At 60.9% G+C, this 23,255-nt stretch carries 20 protein-coding genes and 1 tRNA gene; 19 read left to right on the top strand and 2 right to left on the bottom strand.

The features are described from left to right. Window positions 1-1,170, top strand: a 1,170-nt coding sequence (gene tuf, locus A3764_RS07730) for an elongation factor Tu (protein ID WP_067951423.1), incomplete at its 5' end; no start/stop codon positions are given. Window positions 1,171-1,307: 137 nt separating this feature from the next. Here the strand turns inward: tuf and A3764_RS07725 are convergent. Further along, window positions 1,308-1,802 (bottom strand): ferritin-like domain-containing protein, encoded by a 495-nt coding sequence (locus tag A3764_RS07725; protein WP_067928006.1) that lies wholly within the window; start codon window positions 1,800-1,802, stop codon window positions 1,308-1,310. Window positions 1,803-1,948: 146 nt separating this feature from the next. Between A3764_RS07725 and A3764_RS07720 the strand changes: the two genes are divergently transcribed. From A3764_RS07720 to A3764_RS07660, 13 genes are all read left to right on the top strand, one after another. Then, window positions 1,949-2,024: transfer RNA gene (locus tag A3764_RS07720), tRNA-Trp, on the top strand. 365 nt (window positions 2,025-2,389) lie between these two features. After that, window positions 2,390-2,707 carry a hypothetical protein gene (locus A3764_RS24560; RefSeq protein WP_150120921.1) on the top strand — a complete coding sequence of 106 codons (318 nt, stop codon included), beginning with the start codon at window positions 2,390-2,392 and terminating at the stop codon, window positions 2,705-2,707. Between the two features lie 83 nt (window positions 2,708-2,790). Then, the gene (gene secE / locus A3764_RS07710; protein ID WP_067928001.1) at window positions 2,791-2,988 is read left to right on the top strand and encodes a preprotein translocase subunit SecE; all 198 of its coding nucleotides are present in this window, start codon (window positions 2,791-2,793) and stop codon (window positions 2,986-2,988) included. Between the two features lie 210 nt (window positions 2,989-3,198). Further along, on the top strand, window positions 3,199-3,732 hold the full coding sequence (gene nusG, locus A3764_RS07705; protein WP_067927998.1) for a transcription termination/antitermination protein NusG: 534 nt from the start codon (window positions 3,199-3,201) through the stop codon (window positions 3,730-3,732). Window positions 3,733-3,874: 142 nt separating this feature from the next. Further along, window positions 3,875-4,300: a 50S ribosomal protein L11 gene (gene rplK, locus A3764_RS07700; protein ID WP_067927994.1), complete on the top strand. Its 426-nt coding sequence runs from the start codon at window positions 3,875-3,877 to the stop codon at window positions 4,298-4,300. Between the two features lies 1 nt (window position 4,301). After that, the gene (gene rplA, locus A3764_RS07695) at window positions 4,302-5,000 is read left to right on the top strand and encodes a 50S ribosomal protein L1 (protein ID WP_067927991.1); all 699 of its coding nucleotides are present in this window, start codon (window positions 4,302-4,304) and stop codon (window positions 4,998-5,000) included. A 138-nt stretch (window positions 5,001-5,138) separates the two neighbouring features. Further along, window positions 5,139-6,074, top strand: coding sequence for a LicD family protein (locus tag A3764_RS07690; protein WP_067927989.1), 936 nt, complete (start codon window positions 5,139-5,141; stop codon window positions 6,072-6,074). A gap of 273 nt (window positions 6,075-6,347) precedes the next feature. Next, on the top strand, window positions 6,348-6,863 hold the full coding sequence (rplJ, locus tag A3764_RS07685; protein ID WP_067927986.1) for a 50S ribosomal protein L10: 516 nt from the start codon (window positions 6,348-6,350) through the stop codon (window positions 6,861-6,863). A gap of 73 nt (window positions 6,864-6,936) precedes the next feature. Continuing rightward, the gene (gene rplL / locus A3764_RS07680) at window positions 6,937-7,311 is read left to right on the top strand and encodes a 50S ribosomal protein L7/L12 (RefSeq protein ID WP_067927983.1); all 375 of its coding nucleotides are present in this window, start codon (window positions 6,937-6,939) and stop codon (window positions 7,309-7,311) included. A 61-nt stretch (window positions 7,312-7,372) separates the two neighbouring features. After that, window positions 7,373-8,578 carry a glycosyltransferase gene (locus A3764_RS07675; protein WP_067951421.1) on the top strand — a complete coding sequence of 402 codons (1,206 nt, stop codon included), beginning with the start codon at window positions 7,373-7,375 and terminating at the stop codon, window positions 8,576-8,578. Window positions 8,579-8,832: 254 nt separating this feature from the next. After that, window positions 8,833-12,969, top strand: coding sequence for a DNA-directed RNA polymerase subunit beta (gene rpoB / locus A3764_RS07670; protein WP_067928026.1), 4,137 nt, complete (start codon window positions 8,833-8,835; stop codon window positions 12,967-12,969). Between the two features lie 72 nt (window positions 12,970-13,041). Further along, window positions 13,042-17,286, top strand: a complete 4,245-nt coding sequence (gene rpoC, locus A3764_RS07665) for a DNA-directed RNA polymerase subunit beta' (RefSeq protein ID WP_067928023.1) — start codon at window positions 13,042-13,044, stop codon at window positions 17,284-17,286. A gap of 144 nt (window positions 17,287-17,430) precedes the next feature. After that, window positions 17,431-18,297 (top strand): DMT family transporter, encoded by an 867-nt coding sequence (locus A3764_RS07660; RefSeq protein ID WP_067928020.1) that lies wholly within the window; start codon window positions 17,431-17,433, stop codon window positions 18,295-18,297. Here the strand turns inward: A3764_RS07660 and A3764_RS07655 are convergent. After that, window positions 18,289-19,092, bottom strand: a complete 804-nt coding sequence (locus A3764_RS07655; protein ID WP_067928017.1) for a putative rhamnosyl transferase — start codon at window positions 19,090-19,092, stop codon at window positions 18,289-18,291. The two genes, A3764_RS07660 and A3764_RS07655, sit on opposite strands and share 9 nt — an antisense overlap. A 371-nt stretch (window positions 19,093-19,463) precedes the next feature. On the opposite strand from A3764_RS07655, the gene rpsL reads away from it, so the two are divergent. The 5 genes from rpsL to A3764_RS07635 form a co-directional block, all read left to right on the top strand. Then, window positions 19,464-19,835 carry a 30S ribosomal protein S12 gene (rpsL, locus tag A3764_RS07650; protein WP_007118826.1) on the top strand — a complete coding sequence of 124 codons (372 nt, stop codon included), beginning with the start codon at window positions 19,464-19,466 and terminating at the stop codon, window positions 19,833-19,835. Then, window positions 19,832-20,197 (top strand): DUF4189 domain-containing protein, encoded by a 366-nt coding sequence (locus tag A3764_RS23970; protein ID WP_082850958.1) that lies wholly within the window; start codon window positions 19,832-19,834, stop codon window positions 20,195-20,197. Before rpsL ends, A3764_RS23970 begins: the two co-directional genes overlap by 4 nt. Window positions 20,198-20,218: 21 nt before the next feature. Then, window positions 20,219-20,689 carry a 30S ribosomal protein S7 gene (gene rpsG, locus A3764_RS07645; protein WP_067928015.1) on the top strand — a complete coding sequence of 157 codons (471 nt, stop codon included), beginning with the start codon at window positions 20,219-20,221 and terminating at the stop codon, window positions 20,687-20,689. A 67-nt stretch (window positions 20,690-20,756) separates the two neighbouring features. Beyond that, window positions 20,757-22,883: an elongation factor G gene (gene fusA / locus A3764_RS07640; protein ID WP_067928012.1), complete on the top strand. Its 2,127-nt coding sequence runs from the start codon at window positions 20,757-20,759 to the stop codon at window positions 22,881-22,883. Window positions 22,884-22,970: 87 nt separating this feature from the next. Continuing rightward, on the top strand, window positions 22,971-23,255 hold a 285-nt coding region (locus tag A3764_RS07635; protein ID WP_236628128.1), incomplete at its 3' end, for a GTP-binding protein.

Raw genomic sequence — 23,255 nt, 5'->3', positions numbered from 1 at the left:
AAGGCAAAGTTTGAACGTAACAAGCCGCACGTAAACATCGGCACGATCGGTCACGTTGACCACGGCAAGACGACGCTGACGGCGGCGATCACGAAGTACTTCGGCGACTTCCGCGCCTACGACCAGATCGACGGCGCGCCCGAAGAGAAGGCCCGCGGCATCACGNTCTCCACCGCGCACGTGGAATACGAGACCGAAGCACGCCACTACGCGCATGTGGACTGCCCCGGCCACGCCGACTACGTGAAGAACATGATCACCGGTGCGGCGCAGATGGACGGCGCGATCCTGGTGGTGAACGCGGCCGACGGCCCGATGCCCCAGACGCGTGAGCACATCCTGCTGGGCCGCCAGGTCGGCATCCCGGCGATGGTCGTCTACATGAACAAGGTCGACCAGGTGGACGACGAGGAACTGCTCGAGCTGGTGGAGATGGAGATCCGCGAGCTGCTGTCCTCCTACGAATACCCCGGCGACGACATCCCCGTGGTTCCCGGTTCCGCGCTGGCGGCAATGGAAGGCCGTGACGAGGAGATCGGCGAGAAGTCGATCCGCAAGCTGATGGAAGAGGTCGACAACTACATCCCGACGCCCGAGCGCGCCGTGGACCAGCCTTTCCTGATGCCGGTCGAGGACGTGTTCTCGATCTCCGGTCGTGGTACGGTTGTGACGGGCCGCGTTGAGCGTGGCGTGATCAACGTGGGCGACGAGATCGAGATCGTCGGCATTCGCGACACCAAGAAGACGACCTGCACGGGCGTCGAGATGTTCCGCAAGCTGCTGGACCGTGGTGAAGCGGGCGACAACATCGGCGCGCTGCTGCGCGGTATCGACCGTGAAGGCGTTGAGCGTGGCCAGGTGCTGTGCAAGCCCGGCTCCGTGAAGCCGCACACCAAGTTCACTGCCGAGGCCTATATCCTGACCAAGGAAGAGGGTGGCCGTCACACGCCGTTCTTCGCCAACTACCGCCCGCAGTTCTACTTCCGGACCACGGACGTGACCGGCACGGTTCAGCTGCCCGAAGGCACCGAGATGGTGATGCCGGGTGACAACCTGCAGTTCGACGTGGAACTGATCGCCCCGATCGCGATGGAAGACGGTCTGCGCTTCGCCATCCGCGAAGGCGGTCGCACCGTGGGCGCCGGCGTGGTGAGCAAGATCACCGAGTAAGCCCTCGGGCCTACCGCCTGTCAGACAGAAAGAGGGCCATCCCCAGTGGGGGTGGCCCTTTTGCGTTGTTGGATGCCGGGCGAGGCCGGGGGCGCTGCCCCCGGACCCCCGGGATGATTTGCCATTTGGAAGGGGGGTCAGACGGCTGCCTTGTTGATGCCGCCGGTGGCGATCTGGGTCATGTGACGGTCGCCGTCATAGGTATGGTCAAGCTGCGCCTGAAGTTCGGCGCCGTCTTCGTCCTTGCCCAGACGGTTGGCGAAGGCCACGAGGCAGCCGTACCCGGCAAGCGCATAGTGAACCATGCGCTGGTATTGGGTGATGATCATTGCGTCGCGCGTGTCGTCATCGCCGAAGCTTTCGTCGAGCGCATGTGCTTTCGCCTCTTTGACGAGGCCTTCCATGCCCTTGCAATGCTCTCCTTCGGGGTCGATGTCGTGCCGGGCGCAGATGGTTTTCAGCACGTCCATGCCGCGCGAGATCCCCTCGCTCCCGGCGATCAGTGCCTTGGACAGTTCTTCATCCTTCGCGGCGCGGCCCAGTTCGTTCGTGATTTCGAGCGACTGTTTGCATGCGCTGTGCAGGTCCTGAAGTTGATCGTGATAGACGTCTTTGAGGCTGTTCATGGCCATGGTGTAATCCCTTTCGTTAAAATTTCGTTGTCCCGGTTCAACGTCTCACCCTGCCGCGCCGTTCCTCCTCGGCGCGGTTTTTGGGGCTGCGGGCGCGATCTGCCCTTGATCCATCCGGCGATTGGGACTAGGCAATCCACCGGCATAGGGGTTTAGCTCAGTTGGTAGAGCATCGGTCTCCAAAACCGAGGGTCGTGGGTTCGAGTCCCTCAGCCCCTGCCAGTTCTTCCTTCAATCGATAATCCGACTGCACCTCAGGTTGCATTTTCTTCATCCAGTCTCCGTTTTGCCGTTATTCGGTCGCATGGCGCGCTTATGCAGCTGCCGTTGCCTATGCCGGAGAGAGTGAAATGGTTGATCGGACAGAATATTCCCCGCAAACGGATGGAAGCTTGCGCCGGGCCTTCGTGCCTCTTTCGCAGGAGGGTGCAAAGGCGAACCGCCCCGGGAAATCGGCCCGTCTGAAACGCGAAAGGCCCCAACCGGACCTATTGGACGAGTCTCCGGTGCGCGGTGCCCGAAGAGGGGTGCGGGCATGGCATCTGGTTCTGCCCGTTGTCCTTTGGTTCACGGTAATGCAGCCGATCATGACGATTGGGGTGCTTGCGATACTGGGGATGATCCTTTGCGGCGCTCTGATGATTGTGGGGGAGGAGCGCGTCATGTACCATCTGACCCGTCTGTTCGGCGCGATGCACCGGCGCAATCCGAAACGGGCGGCGCGTCTTTATGCCGGTCTGGATGCCTTTGCCTGCCAGTGGGACGCATTTCTGGATCGCTTTCCCGAGGGGGCGGTCGATGCGTTCTATCTGCCGGATTTGAATGTTCTGGATCACGCCGCGCAAAACGATCTGCGTCCCGGGGGCCCCGATCCCGCCTGTGACGCGAAGAAGAGGGCGGCCTGATCCGCAGCGACGGCGCGGGACAGGGTTGAACAGGGCGCGCAATATCGCTACATCCGGCCAATCGGCAAAACAGGAAACGCGTCATGGCCACAACCAATCCTCTTCAGTTCATCCAGCAGGTACGGGCCGAAGTGGCGAAGGTCGTCTGGCCGACCCGCCGGGAAGTGATGCTGACCACTGTCATGGTCTTCATCCTTGCCGCGTTGACGGCCGTGTTCTTCGCAATCGTGGACATCATCATACGCGGTGGGCTGACCGCCGTGCTGGGGATGTTCGGCTGAGGCGGACCATCGGTTCGAAATGCGCGTCCACCACTTGAATCATGATGGCGTGCAGTCTATTGGCGGGCCAGACCTGAACGATGGGCGTGCGGCGATTCGAGTTGCGCGCCGATTTTCCGTTTCAGGCAGGGGCTTCGGCCCATCGACATGAATATTCGGGAATTTTGACGCAGGCCAAGGGGCCGCGTTTAAGACAAGGACAAGGATCAGATGGCAAAACGGTGGTATTCGGTCAGCGTCCTGTCGAACTTCGAAAAGAAGATCGCCGAACAGATCCGCACCTCCGTGGAGGAGCAGGGGCTGGAGGATCAGATCGACGAGGTTCTGGTGCCCACCGAAGAAGTCATCGAGGTGCGCCGGGGCAAGAAGGTCACTACCGAGCGGCGCTTCATGCCAGGCTACGTGCTGGTGCACATGGAGATGTCCGACCGGGGCTATCACCTAGTGAACTCGATCAACCGTGTGACCGGGTTCCTTGGCCCTCAGGGGCGGCCCATGCCGATGCGCGATGCCGAGGTTCAGGCGATCCTTGGCCGCGTTCAGGAAGGCGAGGACACGCCGCGCACCCTGATCCATTTCGAGATCGGCGAGAAGATCAAGGTGGCCGATGGCCCGTTCGAGAACTTCGACGGCACCGTCGAGGAAGTCGACGACGAGAACCAGCGCCTGAAGGTCATGGTCTCGATCTTCGGCCGGGAAACCCCGGTCGAACTGGAATTTACTCAGGTCAACAAGCAGATGTGAGTAACGGGCCGCGTCAGCGGCCCTGCGGTCCCCCGGGGCCGTTTCATGTGGGAGGCAGGGGCACCGCGGTGTCCGGGCCGGACCACGGCAACAGACAGCCCGAGGGACGCGTCCCGGAGGTGTTGGAAAAAGGAGAAGGCCAATGGCCAAGAAACTCGTCGGTACGATGAAGTTGCAAGTCAAGGCGGGGCAAGCCAACCCGTCCCCGCCCGTGGGCCCCGCATTGGGTCAGCGCGGCATCAACATCATGGAATTCTGCAAGGCGTTCAACGCCAAAACAGCGGATATGGAGCCCGGCGCACCGTGCCCGACCGTGATCAGCTACTATCAGGACAAGTCCTTCACGATGGATATCAAGACGCCGCCCGCGTCCTACTATCTGAAGAAGGCTGCAAAGGTAAACTCCGGCGCCAAGACGCCCAGCCGCGAAACCGTCGGTACGGTGACGGCGAAGCAGGTGCGCGAAATCGCCGAAGCGAAAATGAAGGACCTGAGCGCGGTGGACGTTGAAGCCGCAATGAAAATCATTCTGGGCTCCGCGAAGTCCATGGGCATCGAGGTTAAGTAAGATGGCGAAAGTAGGAAAGCGTACCCAAGCGGCCCGCGAAGCATTCGCCGGCAAGGAAGACCTCACCGTCGAGGAAGCGGTCAGCCTGATCAAGAAGAACTCCAGCGTGAAGTTCGACGAAACCATGGAAATCGCCATGAACCTCGGCGTTGATCCGCGCCACGCGGACCAGATGGTGCGCGGCGTTGTGGGTCTGCCCAACGGCACTGGCAAGGATGTGCGCGTTGCCGTCTTCGCCCGCGGCCCGAAGGCCGAGGAAGCGAAAGAAGCGGGTGCCGATATCGTCGGCGCCGAGGACCTGATGGAAACCGTTCAGTCGGGCAAGATCGATTTCGATCGTTGCATCGCCACGCCGGACATGATGCCGATTGTCGGTCGTCTTGGTAAGGTTCTGGGCCCCCGCAACCTGATGCCGAACCCCAAGGTCGGCACGGTGACGATGGACGTGGCCGACGCGGTCAAGGCAGCCAAGGGCGGCGAAGTGCAGTTCAAGGCCGAAAAGGGCGGTGTCGTCCATGCCGGCGTTGGCAAGCTGAGCTTTGACGAGCAGAAACTGGTCGAGAACATCCGCGCCTTCGTCGGTGCCGTTTCCAAGGCCAAGCCCAGCGGCTCCAAAGGCACATACATGAAGAAGATCAACCTCAGTTCCACCATGGGGCCGGGCGTTTCCGTTCAGGTGGATAACGCCGTCGCGGAATGACGCAAGGTTGAAGCAAAGAGACAGGGCGCCTTTTCGGCGCCCTTTGTCGTTTTGGCGGGTGGCAAGTCCCGCATGATGCTGGTCGCCCGGCCATTCGGCTTCTATCAATGAATGGATAACCAGAGCGAGAGAGCAGGGATGCCGGGACAGGACGCGAAAAAGGCAGAGGCCCAGCAACAGGTCGCGGAGTTGAGGGAAGAAATCCTCGCCCATGTCAAAAGCGGGCAGGGGGCCTACGATGTGGTGGCGGCACGCGCCAGGCTCACACAGCTTGATCTGCCCGACTTTCCCGGCGACGACCCGGCGGCGATGGAGCTTGGGATCCTGTTGGCCCTTTGCGACGGCAAACCTGCGAAACGCATCCGGAAGCCGTTGTGGCGCCTGTCCCGCGTGCGGTTGGGGGCGGGGCAAAGCGCGGCATTCCGCGAGTTTCAGGAACTGGTGCTGACGTTCGAAGAGCGGGGAAATTCCTTCGAAGGGTTCATGCCGGTGGTCTATTTCGATCTTGTGGACCATGCGCCGATCTGGGCTGATGTCGCCGCTGCTGTCGATGCGGTCACGCGGGTGGCGGGGCCGTGTTTCATCAATTCCGGTACACTTCTCGGCGCTGTCCGCGAAGGCGCACTGATCGCCCACGACGACGATCTGGACCTTTGCCTGATGCTGGAAGCGGGTACGATGGAGGAAGCCGCGGAGGCCTGGATTGCGGCATATCATGCCCTGCGAGCCGCAAAGCTGGTTCCAAAGCCGCCCAAGCGCAACCAGGGTGTTTTCAAGTTGCGCGGCAGCAGCGGGATAAACATCGACCTTTTCCCCGGCTGGATCGCCGATGGCCGGGCCTATATCTATCCGCATACCTTCGGGACGGTGCCCGCTGGGGCGGTGGTCCCTCTAACATCCTGCGCGAAAACCGGCCTGCCGATCCCTGCGGATGCCGAAGCGGTCCTCGCATCGAACTACGGCGAAAGCTGGCGGGTGCCGGATGCTGGCTATGTCTTCAATTGGGGCAAGGCCAATCGCCGGTTCGAGCGTTTCCGCGAGGCACTGGTGGCCGATATGTCCCGCTGGGACTGAACCTGCCACAGATTTCGTGTTGGCAAACCGCGCCAACCGCACTATCCCCTCAATCGTCAGAAAGCGCGCGATTCGTCGGGCGCTTTTTGCGCTTCGTCCGAGACGGCGGGTGGATGCGGTCGCATTCATAATTCCTGCCTGAGACGGGGAATGAACACGACTTTTCGAGGATTTCCTCGGGCTGTCTTGGGAAGGACCCGTAGGACCCAACGTCAGACATATGTCTGGCAAAACGAGCCGGGGGGTCACACCTCCGTAAATTGGAGTGTAACTGTGGATAGAGCACAAAAAGAACAACTGGTCGAAGAGCTCGGCCAGATCTTTGAAAGCTCTGGCGTCGTCGTGGTCAGCCACTACGTCGGTTTGACAGTTGCTGAGATGCAGGACCTCCGGGCGCGCGCACGCGCTGCCGGCGGATCCGTGCGTGTTGCCAAGAACAGGCTCGCCAAGATCGCCCTTGAAGGAAAGCCCTGCGCAAGCATCGCAGACCTTCTGTCGGGTATGACCGTTCTCACCTACTCTGAGGATCCCGTGGCCGCGGCCAAGGTTGCTCAGGAATTCGCCAAAGAGAATCAGAAGTTCGTGATTCTCGGCGGCGCGATGGGTGAAAACGCGTTGGACGTCGCCGGTGTTGAATCGGTGTCCAAGATGCCTTCGCGGGAGGAGCTTATCTCCACCATCGCGGGCATGCTGGGCGCACCCGCTTCGAACATCGCCGGGGCCATTGGCGCACCTGCAAGCAACATCGCATCCATCCTGTCCACGATCGAGGACAAGGCGGCTGCCTGAAGCAATACGTCAAGCCGGTGAGTGGCCGAGTGCCGTCGCTGGAATACACATATCTTAACGGAAAGAGCTGAACATGGCTGATCTGAAGAAACTGGCAGAAGAGATCGTTGGTCTGACACTGCTTGAAGCACAAGAACTGAAGACAATCCTCAAGGACGAGTACGGCATCGAGCCCGCCGCAGGCGGCGCAGTGATGATGGCGGGCCCGGCCGATGGCGGCGGTGCTGCCGAGGAAGAGAAGACCGAATTCGACGTCGTTCTGAAGAACGCGGGCGCATCCAAGATCAACGTGATCAAGGAAGTGCGCGGCATCACCGGTCTTGGCCTGAAAGAAGCCAAGGACCTGGTCGAAGCCGGCGGCAAGATCAAAGAAGGCATCGACAAGGCCGAAGCCGAAGAGATCAAGAGCAAGCTGGAAGCAGCTGGCGCCGAGGTCGAACTGGCCTAAGTTACGAGGAAGCAGCCGGGGACATCCCCGGCTGCTTCTTTTCATGTGAGGCGGCGGTTGGATGTCCGAGCTTAAGGCCCTGATGATCGCCCCCGCCCCTGCCGTCGTCGATGGCCCCGATATTTACCTGGACACTAAGTTCGCCACCGGAATGACGGTGCAGGCGAATTTCTTTCCCGGGCAATTCGATTGCCTGCTGCGGCGTTTCACGGGCACGATCCCTTTCGGAACCACCCGCTACGATCCCGAAACCGCGAACTTTGGCCTGAAGGTGATAGAGGCAGATGCCCCGATCACGGTCGCCGATCTTGCGGGCTATGACATCATCCAGTGCAGTGCTGACGATGACCGCAACCTTGCGCTTGAGCCACTTCTGCGCGGCACCGAGGCGCGGCTCGCGGGGACGTTGGAATATACGTTGGCAACCCGGCTGGACATCAATGCCGCCGAGCAGGGGCGGAACTGGCCCCGCAGGCTTGTCAGAAATTTGCGGCTGCGCCTGCGCCACCGCAAAAGGCTCAGGTTTCTGGCCGAGATGGATTCGCTGCAGGCCAACGGCTACCCGGCTCTTGGGTTGTGCAGCCATTACGATCCCGGCTGCCTTCTCTACCTCGATAATCGCATGACCCCCCGGCTTTTCGCGACGAAGGACGATATGGCCGCCCGTCGGGATCATCTGCTGAGCGACGCTCCCCTGCGCCTGATGTTTTCCGGGCGGCTTGAGGCGATGAAGGGGGCGCAGGATTTGATCCCGGTGGCCCGGATGCTTCGAAAAAAGGATGTGCCCTTCAGTCTCGATATCTTCGGGACCGGCAGCCTTGAGAGTCGTATCGCCGCCGATATCGCGCGGTATGATCTTGCGGGGCAGGTCACCCTGCATGAACCGGTCGATTTTGAAAGCGAACTGGTTCCCCATATGCGGTGGAATGCGGATGTTTTCCTGTGTTGCCATCGACAGGCCGATCCCTCTTGCAGCTATATCGAAGCCATGGCCTGCGGGCTGACGGTGGCCGGTTTCGACAACGAAATGTGGGCAGCACTTCGCGAAGCCTCCCGGGGCGGGGCGGTGGCGCCTATGGGGAATCACGCGGCCCTCGCGGAGCGGGTGGCGCAGATGCACCGGAACCGCGCGGGCACCGCGCAAACCTGTGAACAGGCGCTTGATTTTGCGCGAGGCCACGGGTTCGAGGAGCTGAGCGCGAGGCGTATGGCGTCTTGCCCAGACTGCCGTAGGCTGAGGGAAGATTTGTCAAGTCCGTCGTGTTGAAAGAACCCAAGCGAGTTGCTATGTGGGAACTTCTTGCGGACAGTGATTCGGTAAACGCTCTGCATCCAAGGTAAAAAATTCGCAATGGTTCTATCAAAGCCCGGCGGCGGTCGGGCTTTGATAGGGCGATTGTGTCGTTTCGGGCGAGGGGCTTTGGGAGGTCTCTCTGGTATGGAAACGACGCTGTCCAAATCCGGTACTGGCGCGGCACCCCACCCGAGCCGGTTACGATTAAGAACGGAGACCCGTCACCTATGGCTCAGTCATTCCTCGGTCAGAAGCGTTTGCGCAAATATTATGGCAAGATCCGCGAAGTGCTGGAGATGCCGAACCTCATTGAGGTTCAGAAATCCTCTTACGATCTGTTCCTGAACTCCGGCGATGCCGAGCAGCCCACGGACGGCGAAGGCATCATGGGTGTCTTTCAATCGGTCTTTCCGATCAAGGACTTCAACGAGACCAGCGTGCTGGAATACGTGAAGTACGAGCTCGAAAAGCCCAAGTACGACGTCGAGGAATGTCAGCAGCGCGATATGACCTACAGCGCGCCGCTCAAAGTGACGCTGCGTCTGATCGTGTTCGATGTGGACGAGGATACCGGCGCGAAATCCGTCAAGGACATCAAGGAACAGGACGTGTTCATGGGCGACATGCCCCTGATGACGCCCAACGGCACCTTTATTGTCAACGGTACCGAGCGTGTGATCGTTTCCCAGATGCACCGTTCGCCCGGCGTGTTCTTCGACCACGACAAGGGCAAGACCCACTCTTCGGGCAAGCTGCTGTTCGCCTGCCGCATCATTCCCTACCGCGGGTCCTGGCTGGACTTCGAATTCGACGCCAAGGACATCGTGTTCGCCCGTATTGACCGTCGCCGGAAGCTACCGGTGACAACGCTGCTTTATGCGCTGGGGCTGGATCAAGAAGGCATCATGAATGCCTACTACAACACCATCACCTACAAGCTGGAAAAGAACAAAGGCTGGGTCGCACCCTTCTTCCCCGATCGCGTGCGCGGCACCCGTCCGACCTACGACATCGTGGATGCGAGCACCGGCGAAGTGCTGTTCGAGCACGGCAAGAAAGTGACGCCGCGCGCGGTCAAGCAACTGATCGACGAAGGCAAGGTCTCCGAGGTGCTGCTGCCCTTCGATCACATTCAGGGCAAGTTCGCCGCGAAGGACATCATCAACGAGGAAACCGGCGCGATCTATGTCGAAGCCGGCGATGAGCTGACGTTGGAGTACGACAAGGACGGCGACCTGATCGGCGGCACCGCGAAGGAGCTGATCGACGCGGGCATTACCGAAATCCCGCTGCTTGACATCGATAACGTTAACGTCGGCCCCTACATGCGCAACACCATGGCGCAGGACAAGAACATGAACCGCGAAACCGCGCTCATGGATATCTACCGCGTCATGCGTCCGGGCGAGCCGCCCACCGTCGAAGCGGCCTCGGCCCTTTTCGACACGCTGTTCTTCGACTCCGAGCGCTATGACCTCAGTGCCGTGGGCCGTGTGAAGATGAACATGCGCCTCGACCTCGATGCCGAAGACACCCAGCGCACGCTGCGCCGCGAAGACATCGTCGCCTGTATCAAGGCGCTGGTGGACCTGCGCGACGGGCGTGGCGACATCGACGATATCGACCACCTCGGCAACCGCCGGGTGCGTTCGGTCGGCGAACTGATGGAAAACCAGTACCGCGTTGGCCTGCTTCGCATGGAGCGTGCCATCAAGGAGCGCATGTCGTCGGTCGAGATCGACACGGTGATGCCGCAGGACCTGATCAACGCCAAACCGGCGGCGGCTGCGGTACGCGAATTCTTCGGCTCCAGCCAGCTGTCGCAGTTCATGGACCAGACCAACCCGCTGTCGGAAGTGACGCACAAGCGTCGTCTGTCCGCACTTGGGCCGGGCGGTCTGACACGTGAGCGCGCGGGCTTCGAAGTGCGCGACGTTCACCCGACCCACTATGGCCGGATGTGCCCGATTGAAACGCCGGAAGGTCCGAACATCGGTCTGATCAACAGCCTTGCGACCTTTGCCCGGGTGAACAAGTACGGCTTTATCGAAACACCGTACCGGAAGGTTTCCGGCGGCGTGGTGTCGGATGACGTGCAGTACATGTCCGCGACCGAGGAAATGCGCCACACTGTGGCTCAGGCCAACGCGAACCTCGATGAAAACATGAAGTTCGTGAACGACCTGGTCAGCACGCGCCAGTCCGGTGACTATACGCTTGCCCCGTCGGAGAACGTCGACCTGATCGACGTGTCGCCGAAGCAGTTGGTCTCCGTTGCCGCCTCGCTGATCCCGTTCCTCGAAAACGACGACGCCAACCGTGCTCTCATGGGTTCGAACATGCAGCGTCAGGCCGTGCCCCTTCTGCAGGCCGAAGCGCCGCTGGTCGGGACCGGTATCGAAGAGGTCGTGGCCCGCGATTCCGGTGCTGCCATCATGGCGCGCCGCGCCGGTGTCATCGACCAGGTAGATGCGAGCCGGATCGTGATCCGCGCCACCGAAGATCTGGAACTGGGCGATGCGGGCGTCGACATCTACCGCATGCGCAAGTTCCAGCGGTCGAACCAGAACACCTGCATCAACCAGCGTCCGTTGGTGAAGGTGGGTGACACCGTGCAGAAAGGTCAGGTCGTGGCCGATGGTCCGTCCACCGACATGGGGGAACTGGCGCTCGGCAAGAACGTCGTCGTCGCCTTCATGCCGTGGAACGGGTACAACTACGAAGACTCGATCCTGATCTCCGAACGTGTGTCGCGTGACGATGTATTCACCTCGATCCATATCGAGGAATTCGAAGTCGCCGCCCGCGATACCAAGCTTGGGCCGGAAGAGATCACCCGCGACATCCCGAACGTCGGCGAGGAAGCCCTGCGCAACCTCGACGAGGCGGGCATCGTCTATATCGGTGCGGACGTTGAGCCGGGCGATATCCTCGTGGGCAAGATCACCCCCAAAGGCGAAAGCCCGATGACGCCGGAAGAAAAGCTTCTGCGTGCCATCTTCGGTGAGAAAGCATCCGACGTGCGCGACACCTCGCTGCGGGTGAAGCCGGGTGACTTCGGCACCGTTGTCGAAGTGCGTGTCTTCAACCGCCACGGCGTGGAAAAGGACGAACGTGCGCTGCAGATCGAGCGTGAGGAAGTCGAACGTCTGGCCCGTGACCGGGACGACGAACTCGCCATTCTGGACCGTAACATCTATGCGCGCCTCAAGGACATGATCCTCGGCAAGACCGCGGTGAAAGGTCCGAAAGGCGTCAAGGCGAACTCCGAAATCACCGAAGACCTGCTCGACTCGCTGTCGCGCGGTCAGTGGTGGCAGCTTGCGCTGAAGGAAGAAGCCGATGCGCAGGTGGTCGAAGCCCTGAACGAGCAGTACGAGATCCAGAAACGGACGCTCGATGCCCGCTTCGAGGACAAGGTGGAGAAAGTGCGCCGCGGCGACGATCTGCCCCCGGGCGTGATGAAGATGGTCAAGGTGTTCGTGGCGGTGAAGCGCAAGCTTCAGCCGGGCGACAAGATGGCCGGCCGTCACGGCAACAAGGGCGTCATCTCCAAGGTTGTGCCGATGGAGGACATGCCGTTCCTCGCCGATGGTACGCCCGTCGACTTCTGCCTCAATCCGCTGGGCGTGCCTTCGCGTATGAACGTCGGTCAGATTCTCGAAACGCATATGGGCTGGGCCGCGCGCGGTCTGGGCATCAATGTGGACGAGGCGCTGCAGGAGTATCGCCGGTCCGGTGACCTGACGCCGGTGCGTGAAGCGATGAGCCTGGCTTATGGCGAAGATGTCTACGAAGAAGGCATCAGCGGCATGGATGAGGAAACGCTGATCGAAGCGGCAGGCAACGTCACCCGCGGTGTGCCGATTGCCACCCCGGTCTTCGACGGTGCCAAGGAAGCGGATGTGAACGACGCGCTGGTGCGTGCTGGTTTCAACTCTTCCGGTCAGTCGGTCCTGTTCGACGGTCGGACAGGCGAGCAGTTCGCGCGCCCCGTGACCGTCGGCGTCAAGTACCTGCTGAAGCTGCATCACCTCGTGGACGACAAGATCCACGCACGTTCGACCGGACCCTACAGCCTCGTCACCCAGCAGCCTCTGGGCGGTAAGGCGCAGTTCGGTGGCCAGCGTTTCGGGGAGATGGAGGTCTGGGCGCTGGAAGCCTATGGCGCCGCCTACACCCTGCAGGAAATGCTGACCGTGAAGTCGGACGACGTGGCAGGCCGCACGAAGGTCTACGAAAGCATCGTCAAGGGCGAAGACAATTTCGAAGCCGGTATTCCGGAATCGTTCAACGTGCTCGTGAAAGAAGTACGTGGTCTCGGCCTGAACATGGAACTCCTGGACGCCGAGGAAGACGAATAACGCGACCTATGGGGTGCGGTTCTCCGCACCCTCTCGCGCCTCTTCCAACGCTCCCCTTTCAAGGATTTGAAAATGAACCAGGAACTTACAAACAACCCGTTCAACCCCCTGACGCCGCCGAAGGTGTTCGACGAAATCAAGGTCTCTCTGGCATCGCCGGAACGGATCCTTTCGTGGTCTTTCGGTGAGATCAAGAAGCCCGAAACCATCAACTATCGTACCTTCAAGCCCGAGCGTGACGGCCTGTTCTGCGCGCGTATCTTCGGGCCGATCAAGGATTACGAATGCCTGTGTGGCAAGTACAAGCGCATGAAGTATCGCGGCGTCGTCTGCGAGAAATGCGGCGTTGAAGTTACCCTTCAGAAAGTCCGCCGCGAGCGGATGGGCCATATCGAACTGGCTTCGCCGGTCGCGCATATCTGGTTCCTGAAATCGCTGCCGAGCCGCATCGGCCTGATGCTGGACATGACCCTGCGTGATCTTGAGCGGGTTCTCTATTTCGAGAACTACGTGGTGATCGAGCCGGGCCTGACCGATCTTCAGTACGGCCAGATGCTGACAGAAGAAGAATACATGGACGCGCAGGACGCCTACGGCATGGACGCCTTCACGGCGAACATCGGTGCCGAAGCCATCCGCGAAATGCTGGCTGCCATCGACCTCGAAGCAGAGGCCGATCAGCTGCGCGCCGATCTTAAGGAAGCCACCGGCGAACTGAAGCCGAAGAAGATCATCAAGCGGCTGAAGGTCGTCGAGAGCTTCCTCGAATCCGGCAACCGGCCCGAGTGGATGGTTCTGACCGTGATCCCGGTGATTCCGCCTGAACTGCGCCCGCTGGTGCCGCTGGATGGTGGCCGTTTCGCGACGTCCGACCTCAACGATCTGTATCGCCGGGTTATCAACCGGAACAACCGCCTCAAGCGGCTGATCGAGCTGCGCGCGCCGGACATCATCGTTCGGAATGAAAAGCGGATGCTGCAGGAATCGGTTGATGCCCTCTTCGACAACGGCCGCCGTGGCCGGGTGATCACCGGCGCCAACAAGCGCCCGCTGAAATCGCTTTCGGACATGCTCAAGGGCAAGCAGGGTCGTTTCCGCCAGAACCTTCTGGGTAAGCGCGTCGACTTCTCGGGCCGTTCGGTCATCGTGACCGGGCCGGAACTGAAGCTGCACCAGTGCGGTCTGCCCAAAAAGATGGCGTTGGAGCTCTTCAAACCGTTCATCTACTCCCGGCTTGAGGCGAAGGGGCTCTCCTCCACCGTCAAGCAGGCGAAGAAGCTGGTCGAAAAAGAGCGGCCCGAGGTGTGGGATATCCTTGACGAGGTTATCCGCGAGCATCCTGTCATGCTGAACCGCGCGCCGACGCTGCACCGTCTGGGCATTCAGGCGTTCGAGCCTGTCCTGATCGAAGGCAAGGCGATCCAGCTTCACCCGCTGGTCTGTTCAGCCTTCAACGCGGACTTCGACGGCGACCAGATGGCCGTGCACGTCCCGCTGAGCCTTGAGGCCCAGCTGGAAGCGCGCGTTCTGATGATGTCGACGAACAACGTTCTGTCGCCTGCCAACGGTGCGCCGATTATCGTTCCCTCGCAGGACATGATCCTTGGCCTCTACTACGTCACGCTGGAGCGGGACGGCATGAAGGGCGAAGGCATGACCTTCGGTTCCGTGGACGAGGTTCAGCATGCGCTGGACGCGGGGCAGGTGCACCTGCACTCCAAGGTGAAGGCACGGATCAAGCAGATCGACGCCGAAGGCAACGAGATCATGGAACGGTTCGAGACCACGCCCGGTCGCGTGCTGCTTGGCAACCTGCTGCCGCTCAACGCCAAGGCGCCCTTCAGCCTCGTGAACCGGTTGCTGCGCAAGAAAGAAGTGCAGCAGGTCATCGATACCGTCTACCGCTATTGCGGCCAGAAGGAATCGGTCATCTTCTGCGACCAGATCATGACGATGGGCTTCCGCGAGGCCTTCAAGGCCGGGATTTCCTTCGGCAAGGACGACATGCTGATCCCCGAAACCAAATGGACGCTGGTCGACGAGACCCGCGAACAGGTCAAGGATTTCGAACAGCAGTACATGGACGGCCTGATCACTCAGGGCGAAAAGTACAACAAGGTCGTCGATGCCTGGTCGAAGTGTAACGACAAGGTCACCGAGGCGATGATGGGCTCCATCTCTGCCGAGCGTCATGACGAGAACGGTGCCGAAATGGAACCGAACTCGGTCTACATGATGGCCCACTCCGGTGCGCGTGGCTCGGTCACGCAGATGAAGCAGCTGGGCGGGATGCGCGGCCTGATGGCGAAGCCGAACGGCGACATCATCGAGACGCCGATCATCTCGAACTTCAAGGAAGGTCTGACCGTTCTTGAATACTTCAACTCGACCCACGGTGCCCGGAAGGGTCTGTCGGATACGGCGTTGAAAACGGCGAACTCGGGTTACCTGACACGGCGTCTGGTGGACGTTGCGCAGGACTGCATCGTGCGTCTGCACGACTGCGGCACCGAGGCCGCGATCACCGCAGAGGCGGCCGTGAACGATGGCGAGGTCGTGTCTTCGCTGGCCGAACGTCTGCTGGGCCGCGTCGCCGCGGACGACATCCTGAAGCCGGGCACGGACGAGGTGATCGTTCCCGCCGGCACGCTCATCAACGAGCGGATGGCGGATGCGATCGACGAAGCGGTCGTGTTGTCGGCACGTATCCGTTCGCCGCTGACCTGCGAGGCCGAGGAAGGCGTCTGTGCCATGTGCTACGGTCGTGACCTCGCGCGCGGTACGCTGGTGAACCAGGGCGAAGCCGTCGGCATTATCGCGGCGCAGTCCATCGGTGAGCCGGGCACACAGCTGACGATGCGGACATTCCACATCGGCGGTGTTGCTCAGGGTGGCCAGCAGTCCTTCCTCGAAGCGAGCCAGCCGGGCAAGGTCGTGTTCGAAAACGCCCAGACCCTTGAGAACGCCGCTGGCGAGATCATGGTGATGGGCCGGAACATGAAGTTGTCCATTCAGGATGAGAATGGCGCGGAACGGGCCAGCCACAAGGTAGGCTACGGTACCAAGCTCTTCGTCAAGGACGGCCAGTCGGTAAACCGCGGCGACAAGCTGTTCGAGTGGGACCCCTATACCCTGCCGATCATTGCCGAGAAGTCGGGTACGACAAAGTTCGTCGACCTCGTGTCCGGTATCGCCGTCAAGGACGAGACCGACGATGCCACCGGCATGACCCAGAAGATCGTGATCGACTGGCGTGCGGCCCCCAAGGGCAATGAGCTCAAGCCCGAGGTCATTCTCGTGGGTGACGATGGCGAGCCGGTCCGCAACGATGCGGGCAATCCGGTGACCTATCCGATGTCCGTGGATGCGGTTCTGTCCGTTGAGGACGGCACCGAGATCCAGGCCGGCGACGTCATCGCGCGTATCCCGCGCGAAGGTGCCAAGACGAAGGACATTACCGGTGGTCTGCCGCGTGTGGCCGAACTCTTCGAAGCGCGTCGTCCGAAGGATCACGCGATCATCGCGGAAATCGACGGCTACGTGCGCTTCGGCAAGGACTACAAGAACAAGCGTCGCATCGCGATCGAGTCCTCCGACGATCCGGATCACAAGGTCGAGTACATGGTGCCCAAGGGCAAGCACATCCCTGTTGCGGAAGGTGACTTCGTCCAGAAGGGTGACTACATCATGGACGGCAACCCGGCGCCGCATGACATCCTGTCCATCATGGGTGTCGAAGCGCTGGCGGATTACATGATCGACGAGGTGCAGGATGTGTATCGCCTGCAGGGTGTGCGGATCAACGACAAGCACATCGAAGTTATCGTGCGCCAGATGCTCCAGAAGTGGGAGATTCAGGAAAGTGGTGATACCACGCTCCTGAAGGGCGAACATGTGGATAAGCAGGAATTCGACGCTGCCTGTGAAAAGGCGATTTCCAAGGGCGGTCGTCCGGCACAGGGCGAACCGATCCTGCTGGGGATCACCAAGGCGTCCCTGCAGACACGGTCGTTCATCTCTGCCGCGTCCTTCCAGGAAACCACGCGCGTGCTGACCGAAGCTTCGGTTCAGGGCAAGCGGGACAAGCTGGTCGGCCTGAAAGAGAACGTGATCGTCGGGCGTCTGATCCCTGCCGGTACCGGTGGTGCCACGCAGCAGATGCGCAAGATCGCCCAGGATCGCGACAATGTCGTGATCGAGGCGCGCCGCGAAGAAGCGGAAGCGGCGGCAGCATTGGCCGCGCCTTCGCAGGATGACGATATCGTTGGCGGCGACGTCTTCGATACCGTGATCTCGGACGACGAAAGCCGGGATTGATCCCCGCCGCCCCCGGGCGCTGAACGATAGGAAAAGCCCCCGCGATCCTTTGGATCGCGGGGGCTTTTCGTTTCCGGGTGTTGGGGGTAGCCTGCCGCCAGCGCGCGACGGTCACGGCCTATCGTGCCCGTGAAAGGTAATTCCATGTCCTCCAATCTGATCGGCGCTCTTCTCATGATGGGCTCCATGGCCGCATTCACGATCAACGACACCTTCATGAAGGCCACGGGCGGTGCAGTGCCGCTGTTTCAACTGATCTTTTTGCGCGGCCTGTTGAGCCTTGTGCTGATCTTTGCCCTCGCCAATCGGTTGGGGCCGATGCACCTGCGGCTGAGCGGGAAGGACTGGAGCCTCGTGGGGTTGCGGTCACTCGCTGAAATCGCGGCGTCCTATTTCTTTCTCACCGCGCTTTTCAACATGCCGCTCGCCAATCTTACCGCCATCTTGCAGGCGCTGCCGCTGACCATCACGCTGGCATCGGCGCTCTTTTTGCGCGAAGCGGTCGGCTGGCGCAGGTTCGGGGCCATCGGCATCGGGTTTCTGGGGGTCTTGCTGATCGTCAAACCCGGCTCAGAAGGGTTCAACGCATGGTCGCTCTATGGGCTGATCGCGGTCGCCAGTGTGACGGTGCGGGACCTGAGTGTCAGGCGCATGTCGGCGGGTGTTCCGTCCATGACGGTCACGCTTTCGGCGACCTTGTCGGTGACAGTGGCGGCGGGGCTGGCTTCGCTGGGCCAGCCATGGGCGCCGGTGACACCTGAGTTGGCGGGGCTGATCGTGGGGGCGGCGTTCTTCGTACTGGCGGGATATTTCCTCAGCATACAGGTCATGCGGGTGGGGGAAGTCTCTTTCACCGCGCCGTTCCGGTACACGGGGCTGATCTGGGCGCTGATCCTCGGGTGGCTCGTTTTCGGGGACTGGCCCGCGTGGTCGACATTGGCCGGGGCGGGCATCGTGGTGGCAACGGGCATCTTCACGCTCTACCGGGAACGCAAATTGCTTTCAGCCTGAAAAGGCGCGTTTCACGGCCTCGACGTCGATGGCGAAGCGTTGCCGGAACATCGCTGCCATTTCGTCATCCACCGGCTCCAGCCTGACGGGTTTGACGCCTTTTTGGCGGGAATCGTTGTATCCGTTGTGGCCCCGCACGAACATCGGCTTATCCGGGAAGGAGAGGGCGGGCATGAACTGCGGCAGTTTTTCGTGCCCGAAATTCATGATGGTCCGGGGGCAGCCGCCGCGGACATGCATGGCGAGCGCGGCGGTATAAAAAGGCCTGAAAGTCTGCGCCGCCCGGATCCCATCGGCTCCGAACCGGGCGTTGTACCCCTTGTTCCAGTCGAAGGCGACGGACCTGTGGCGCGGTAGAAAGGCCGCGCAGTCCGCCACGGCGGTGCGCAGCGTTTCGATGAAATCCACGGCCACCGCATCGTCGTCGTCGAACCGGAATTGAAGGCAGGGATCCTTCCGGTTCTGCCGCGCCGTGTTGAGCAGTTCCTTCATCACCTCGCGCTGGGGGCGGGGGGGCTGCACGGTGACGCGCGCTTGCGGCAGGTCTTCCAACAGTGCTTCGAGCCGTGCGCGGGCAGGGGCGGGCAGGCTGTCACCGATCACCACTATGAGCTCGAAATCCGGGTCCGTCTGCGCCCTGAGGCACGGGAGGGCCACGGTTTCAAACAGACGAAAGCGTTCTTCCAGCCGCTCTTCGGCGTAGAGATAGGCGATCCGGTCCGCCATGCTTTCGTGCCCGACCTGAAAGCCGCCGATGGCCGGATAGGAAAAGCGGCAAAGCCCGATGGCCTGCATGGTCCGCCCCCTCGTGTTCTGCGGTATTCGGCAAATATGCGGGGTTGCAGGCGCTGGTTGCAAGGTTGATCTGATCGGTTTGCCGCCACCAAAGAGGCTGTTGCCGGGCTGCTGTTGACACCCGCACCTGTTGGCCCTATACGCCCGTTATCTCGGAGCCGCGGAACTGCGCCGCACGTCCGACATCATAACTGAAGTGGTCACGATCCGGTCTACTGCTGACCCGATCCTCTGTAAGCCCACCGCGTCGCTTGCCTCGGTACGGAAGCGTTGCGGTATTTTCGCTTTGCGTTCGCGTGGTGCGAACACATCTGAACCGCATGGGGGCGCCCTCGTGCACCAAATTTGAGCAACACGGGGATAAAGCCGGAATGCCAACGATCCAACAGCTGATCCGCAAGCCGCGGCAGCCGAAAGTCAAACGTTCGAAGTCCATGCACCTGCAGGAATGCCCGCAGAAGCGTGGCGTCTGCACACGCGTATACACCACCACACCGAAGAAGCCGAACTCGGCCATGCGTAAGGTTGCCAAGGTGCGCCTGACCAACGGTTTCGAGGTCATCAGCTACATCCCGGGTGAGAGCCATAACCTTCAGGAACACTCCGTCGTCCTGATTCGCGGCGGTCGTGTAAAAGACCTTCCCGGCGTGCGCTACCACATCCTGCGCGGTGTTCTGGATACCCAAGGTGTCAAAGACCGTAAGCAGCGCCGGTCCAAGTACGGGGCGAAGCGTCCCAAATGATCATTCGTTCCGCATCCATTCTTGTTCTCGCCGCAACAGTCGCGATGGCGCAGCCTGTTGCCGCCGATTCATTCGGTGCCATCGCGTACAGCCCTTCCCAGAAGACGATTTCCTATTCGGTCAACCGGGCGTCCAGAGAAGAGGCCGAAGCGGTCGCTCGCTCTGGTTGCAAGTCATCGGATTGCCGTACGCCTCTGTGGTTCAAGAATGCCTGCGGGGCGCTCGCTTCTGCAAGATCAGGTGCATGGGGCACCGGTTGGGGCACTAAGCCGGCTATAGCCAATCGCTATGCTATCGAGACTTGCGAAAAGCACGGCGGCAAGAATTGCAAGATCCGCCTGAACGTCTGCACGCCCTCATAAAATTAATCGAGGTAACAAAATATGTCACGCCGCCACGCCGCTGAAAAACGCGAAGTCCTGCCGGACGCCAAGTATGGTGATCTGGTCCTGACGAAATTCATGAACAACCTGATGATCGACGGCAAGAAATCTGTCGCCGAGCGTATCGTCTACAACGCGATGACCCGCGTCGAGGACAAGATCAAGCGCGCCCCGATCGAAGTCTTCCACGAAGCGCTCGACAACATCAAACCCTCTGTCGAAGTCCGCTCCCGCCGGGTCGGCGGTGCGACCTATCAGGTCCCCGTCGAGGTTCGCCCGGAGCGCCGCGAAGCGCTGGCGATCCGCTGGTTGATCAAGGCCAGCCGCGCCCGCAACGAAAACACCATGGAAGAGCGTCTGGCGGGTGAACTGCTGGATGCCGTCCAGTCCCGTGGTACCGCCGTCAAAAAGCGCGAAGACACGCACAAGATGGCCGATGCCAACAAGGCGTTCAGCCACTACCGCTGGTAATTTTTCCGACGGCGGGCGGCTCCGCTGCCCGTCGATCCGTTTACTGATATTCTGAGGAAGCAGCCCCATGGCACGCGACTATCCGCTCCAACGCTACCGTAACTTCGGTATCATGGCCCACATCGACGCAGGCAAGACGACCTGTTCCGAGCGTATTCTGTTCTACACCGGCAAATCCCACAACATCGGCGAAGTGCACGACGGTGCCGCGACCATGGACTGGATGGAGCAGGAGCAGGAGCGTGGGATCACCATCACCTCCGCCGCGACGACCACGTTCTGGCAGCGTCAGGAAGAGCCGACAAAAGACGGCACCTCCGACACGAAGTACCGCATGAACATCATCGACACCCCCGGCCACGTGGATTTCACCATTGAAGTCGAGCGTTCGCTTGCGGTTCTCGATGGCGCGGTCGCCGTGCTTGACGCCAACGCCGGTGTTGAGCCGCAGACCGAAACCGTTTGGCGTCAGGCCGACCGCTACAAGGTTCCGCGTATCGTCTTCGTCAACAAGATGGACAAGATCGGCGCGGACTTCTTCAACTGCGTTCGCATGATCAAGGATCGCACCGGTGCGACTCCCGCTCCGATCCAGATTCCGATCGGGGCCGAGAACGAGCTGGAAGGCATCGTCGACCTCGTGACCATGGAAGAATGGGTCTGGGCCGGTGAAGACCTTGGTGCCTCCTGGGAAAAGCGTCCGATCCGCGACAGCCTGAAGGATCTGGCCGACGAATGGCGCGCAACGCTCATCGAGACCGCGGTCGAGATGGACGACGAAGCCATGGAAAACTACCTGATGGACGGCGCCGAGCCCGACGTGGACACGCTGCGCAAGCTGATCCGCAAGGGTACGCTGGGCATCAAGTTCATTCCGGTTCTCTGCGGTTCCGCCTTCAAGAACAAGGGCGTGCAGCCCCTGCTCAACGCCGTGATCGACTATCTGCCCAGCCCGCTGGACGTCGTCGACTACATGGGCTTCAAGCCGGGCGACGAAGACGAAGTTCGTAACATCCCGCGCCGCGCGGACGATAACATGGCGTTCTCCGGTCTTGCGTTCAAGATCATGAACGACCCCTTTGTCGGCTCGCTGACCTTCACACGCATCTATTCCGGCGTGCTGAAGAAGGGTGACACGCTCCTGAACTCCACCAAGGGCAAGAAAGAGCGCGTTGGCCGCATGATGATGATGCACTCGATCAACCGCGAGGAGATCGAGGAAGCCTTCGCGGGCGATATCATCGCGCTGGCCGGTCTGAAGGACACCACGACAGGTGACACGCTTTGCGCCGTCAACGACCCCGTGGTTCTCGAAACGATGACCTTCCCCGATCCGGTGATCGAGATCGCGGTCGAGCCCAAGACAAAGGCCGACCAGGAAAAGATGTCCGCCGGTCTGGCGCGTCTGGCTGCGGAAGACCCGTCTTTCCGCGTCGAGACAGACATGGAATCCGGTCAGACGATCATGAAGGGCATGGGGGAACTTCACCTCGATATTCTCGTCGATCGCCTGAAGCGCGAATTCAAGGTGGAAGCCAACATCGGTGCACCGCAGGTGGCTTACCGTGAAACGATTTCGCGCGAAGCGGAGCATACCTACACCCACAAGAAGCAGTCAGGTGGTTCGGGCCAGTTCGCCGAGGTGAAGATGATCATCACCCCGACTGAGCCGGGCGAAGGGTTCTCCTTCGAAAGCCGCATCGTCGGCGGTGCCGTTCCGAAGGAATATATCCCCGGCGTCGAAAAGGGTATCCGCTCGGTCATGGACTCCGGTCCGCTTGCCGGCTTCCCGGTCATCGACTTCAAGGTCGCTCTGATCGACGGTAAGTTCCACGACGTGGACTCCAGCGTGCTCGCGTTCGAAATCGCATCGCGTCAGTGGATGCGCGAAGCCATGAAGAAGGCCGGCGCCAAGCTGCTGGAACCGATCATGAAGGTCGAGGTTGTGACGCCCGAGGAATATACCGGTGGCATCATTGGCGACCTCACGTCGCGTCGTGGTCAGGTGCAGGGTCAGGATACGCGCGGCAACGCCATCGCGATCGATGCCTTCGTGCCGCTGGCCAACATGTTCGGCTACATCAACACCTTGCGGTCGATGTCTTCGGGTCGTGCGAACTTCACCATGCAGTTCGATCACTACGAGCCGGTTCCGCAGAACATCTCGGAAGAGATCCAGTCCAAATTCGCTTAACGGGATGGCGGGGAAAACCCCGCCCTACCCCAAACCGTAGGGTGGATTTCTGTCCGCCGTCCAACACAGAACCAAAGGAGCCAAATCATGGCAAAGGCAAAGTTTGAACGTAACAAGCCGCACGTAAACATCGGCACGATCGGTCACGTTGACCACGGCAAGACGACGCTGACGGCGGCGATCACGAAGTACTTCGGCGACTTCCGCGCCTACGACCAGATCGACGGCGCGCCCGAAGAGAAGGCCCGCGGCATCACGATCTCCACCGCGCACGTGGAATACGAGACCGAAGCACGCCACTACGCGCATGTGGACTGCCCCGGCCACGCCGACTACGTGAAGAACATGATCACCGGTGCGGCGCAGATGGAC

It is taken from the genome of Sulfitobacter sp. HI0129 (genome assembly GCF_001635395.1).
Taxonomy (GTDB): Bacteria; Pseudomonadota; Alphaproteobacteria; order Rhodobacterales; family Rhodobacteraceae; genus Sulfitobacter.
The sequence above is the reverse complement of the archived record's forward strand: the minus strand, read 5'-3'. Positions and strand labels throughout refer to the sequence as shown.

What these genes read in the sequence shown, in the direction of transcription:
- A3764_RS07725 (WP_067928006.1), bottom strand. Translation starts at nt 1,802, where the DNA reads ATGGCCATGAACAGCCTCAAAGACGTCTATCACGATCAACTTCAGGAC.
- A3764_RS24560 (WP_150120921.1), top strand. Translation starts at nt 2,390, where the DNA reads ATGACGATTGGGGTGCTTGCGATACTGGGGATGATCCTTTGCGGCGCT.
- secE (WP_067928001.1), top strand. Translation starts at nt 2,791, where the DNA reads ATGGCCACAACCAATCCTCTTCAGTTCATCCAGCAGGTACGGGCCGAA.
- nusG (WP_067927998.1), top strand. Translation starts at nt 3,199, where the DNA reads ATGGCAAAACGGTGGTATTCGGTCAGCGTCCTGTCGAACTTCGAAAAG.
- rplK (WP_067927994.1), top strand. Translation starts at nt 3,875, where the DNA reads ATGGCCAAGAAACTCGTCGGTACGATGAAGTTGCAAGTCAAGGCGGGG.
- rplA (WP_067927991.1), top strand. Translation starts at nt 4,302, where the DNA reads ATGGCGAAAGTAGGAAAGCGTACCCAAGCGGCCCGCGAAGCATTCGCC.
- A3764_RS07690 (WP_067927989.1), top strand. Translation starts at nt 5,139, where the DNA reads ATGCCGGGACAGGACGCGAAAAAGGCAGAGGCCCAGCAACAGGTCGCG.
- rplL (WP_067927983.1), top strand. Translation starts at nt 6,937, where the DNA reads ATGGCTGATCTGAAGAAACTGGCAGAAGAGATCGTTGGTCTGACACTG.
- A3764_RS07675 (WP_067951421.1), top strand. Translation starts at nt 7,373, where the DNA reads ATGTCCGAGCTTAAGGCCCTGATGATCGCCCCCGCCCCTGCCGTCGTC.
- rpoB (WP_067928026.1), top strand. Translation starts at nt 8,833, where the DNA reads ATGGCTCAGTCATTCCTCGGTCAGAAGCGTTTGCGCAAATATTATGGC.
- rpoC (WP_067928023.1), top strand. Translation starts at nt 13,042, where the DNA reads ATGAACCAGGAACTTACAAACAACCCGTTCAACCCCCTGACGCCGCCG.
- A3764_RS07660 (WP_067928020.1), top strand. Translation starts at nt 17,431, where the DNA reads ATGTCCTCCAATCTGATCGGCGCTCTTCTCATGATGGGCTCCATGGCC.
- A3764_RS07655 (WP_067928017.1), bottom strand. Translation starts at nt 19,092, where the DNA reads ATGCAGGCCATCGGGCTTTGCCGCTTTTCCTATCCGGCCATCGGCGGC.
- rpsL (WP_007118826.1), top strand. Translation starts at nt 19,464, where the DNA reads ATGCCAACGATCCAACAGCTGATCCGCAAGCCGCGGCAGCCGAAAGTC.
- A3764_RS23970 (WP_082850958.1), top strand. Translation starts at nt 19,832, where the DNA reads ATGATCATTCGTTCCGCATCCATTCTTGTTCTCGCCGCAACAGTCGCG.
- rpsG (WP_067928015.1), top strand. Translation starts at nt 20,219, where the DNA reads ATGTCACGCCGCCACGCCGCTGAAAAACGCGAAGTCCTGCCGGACGCC.
- fusA (WP_067928012.1), top strand. Translation starts at nt 20,757, where the DNA reads ATGGCACGCGACTATCCGCTCCAACGCTACCGTAACTTCGGTATCATG.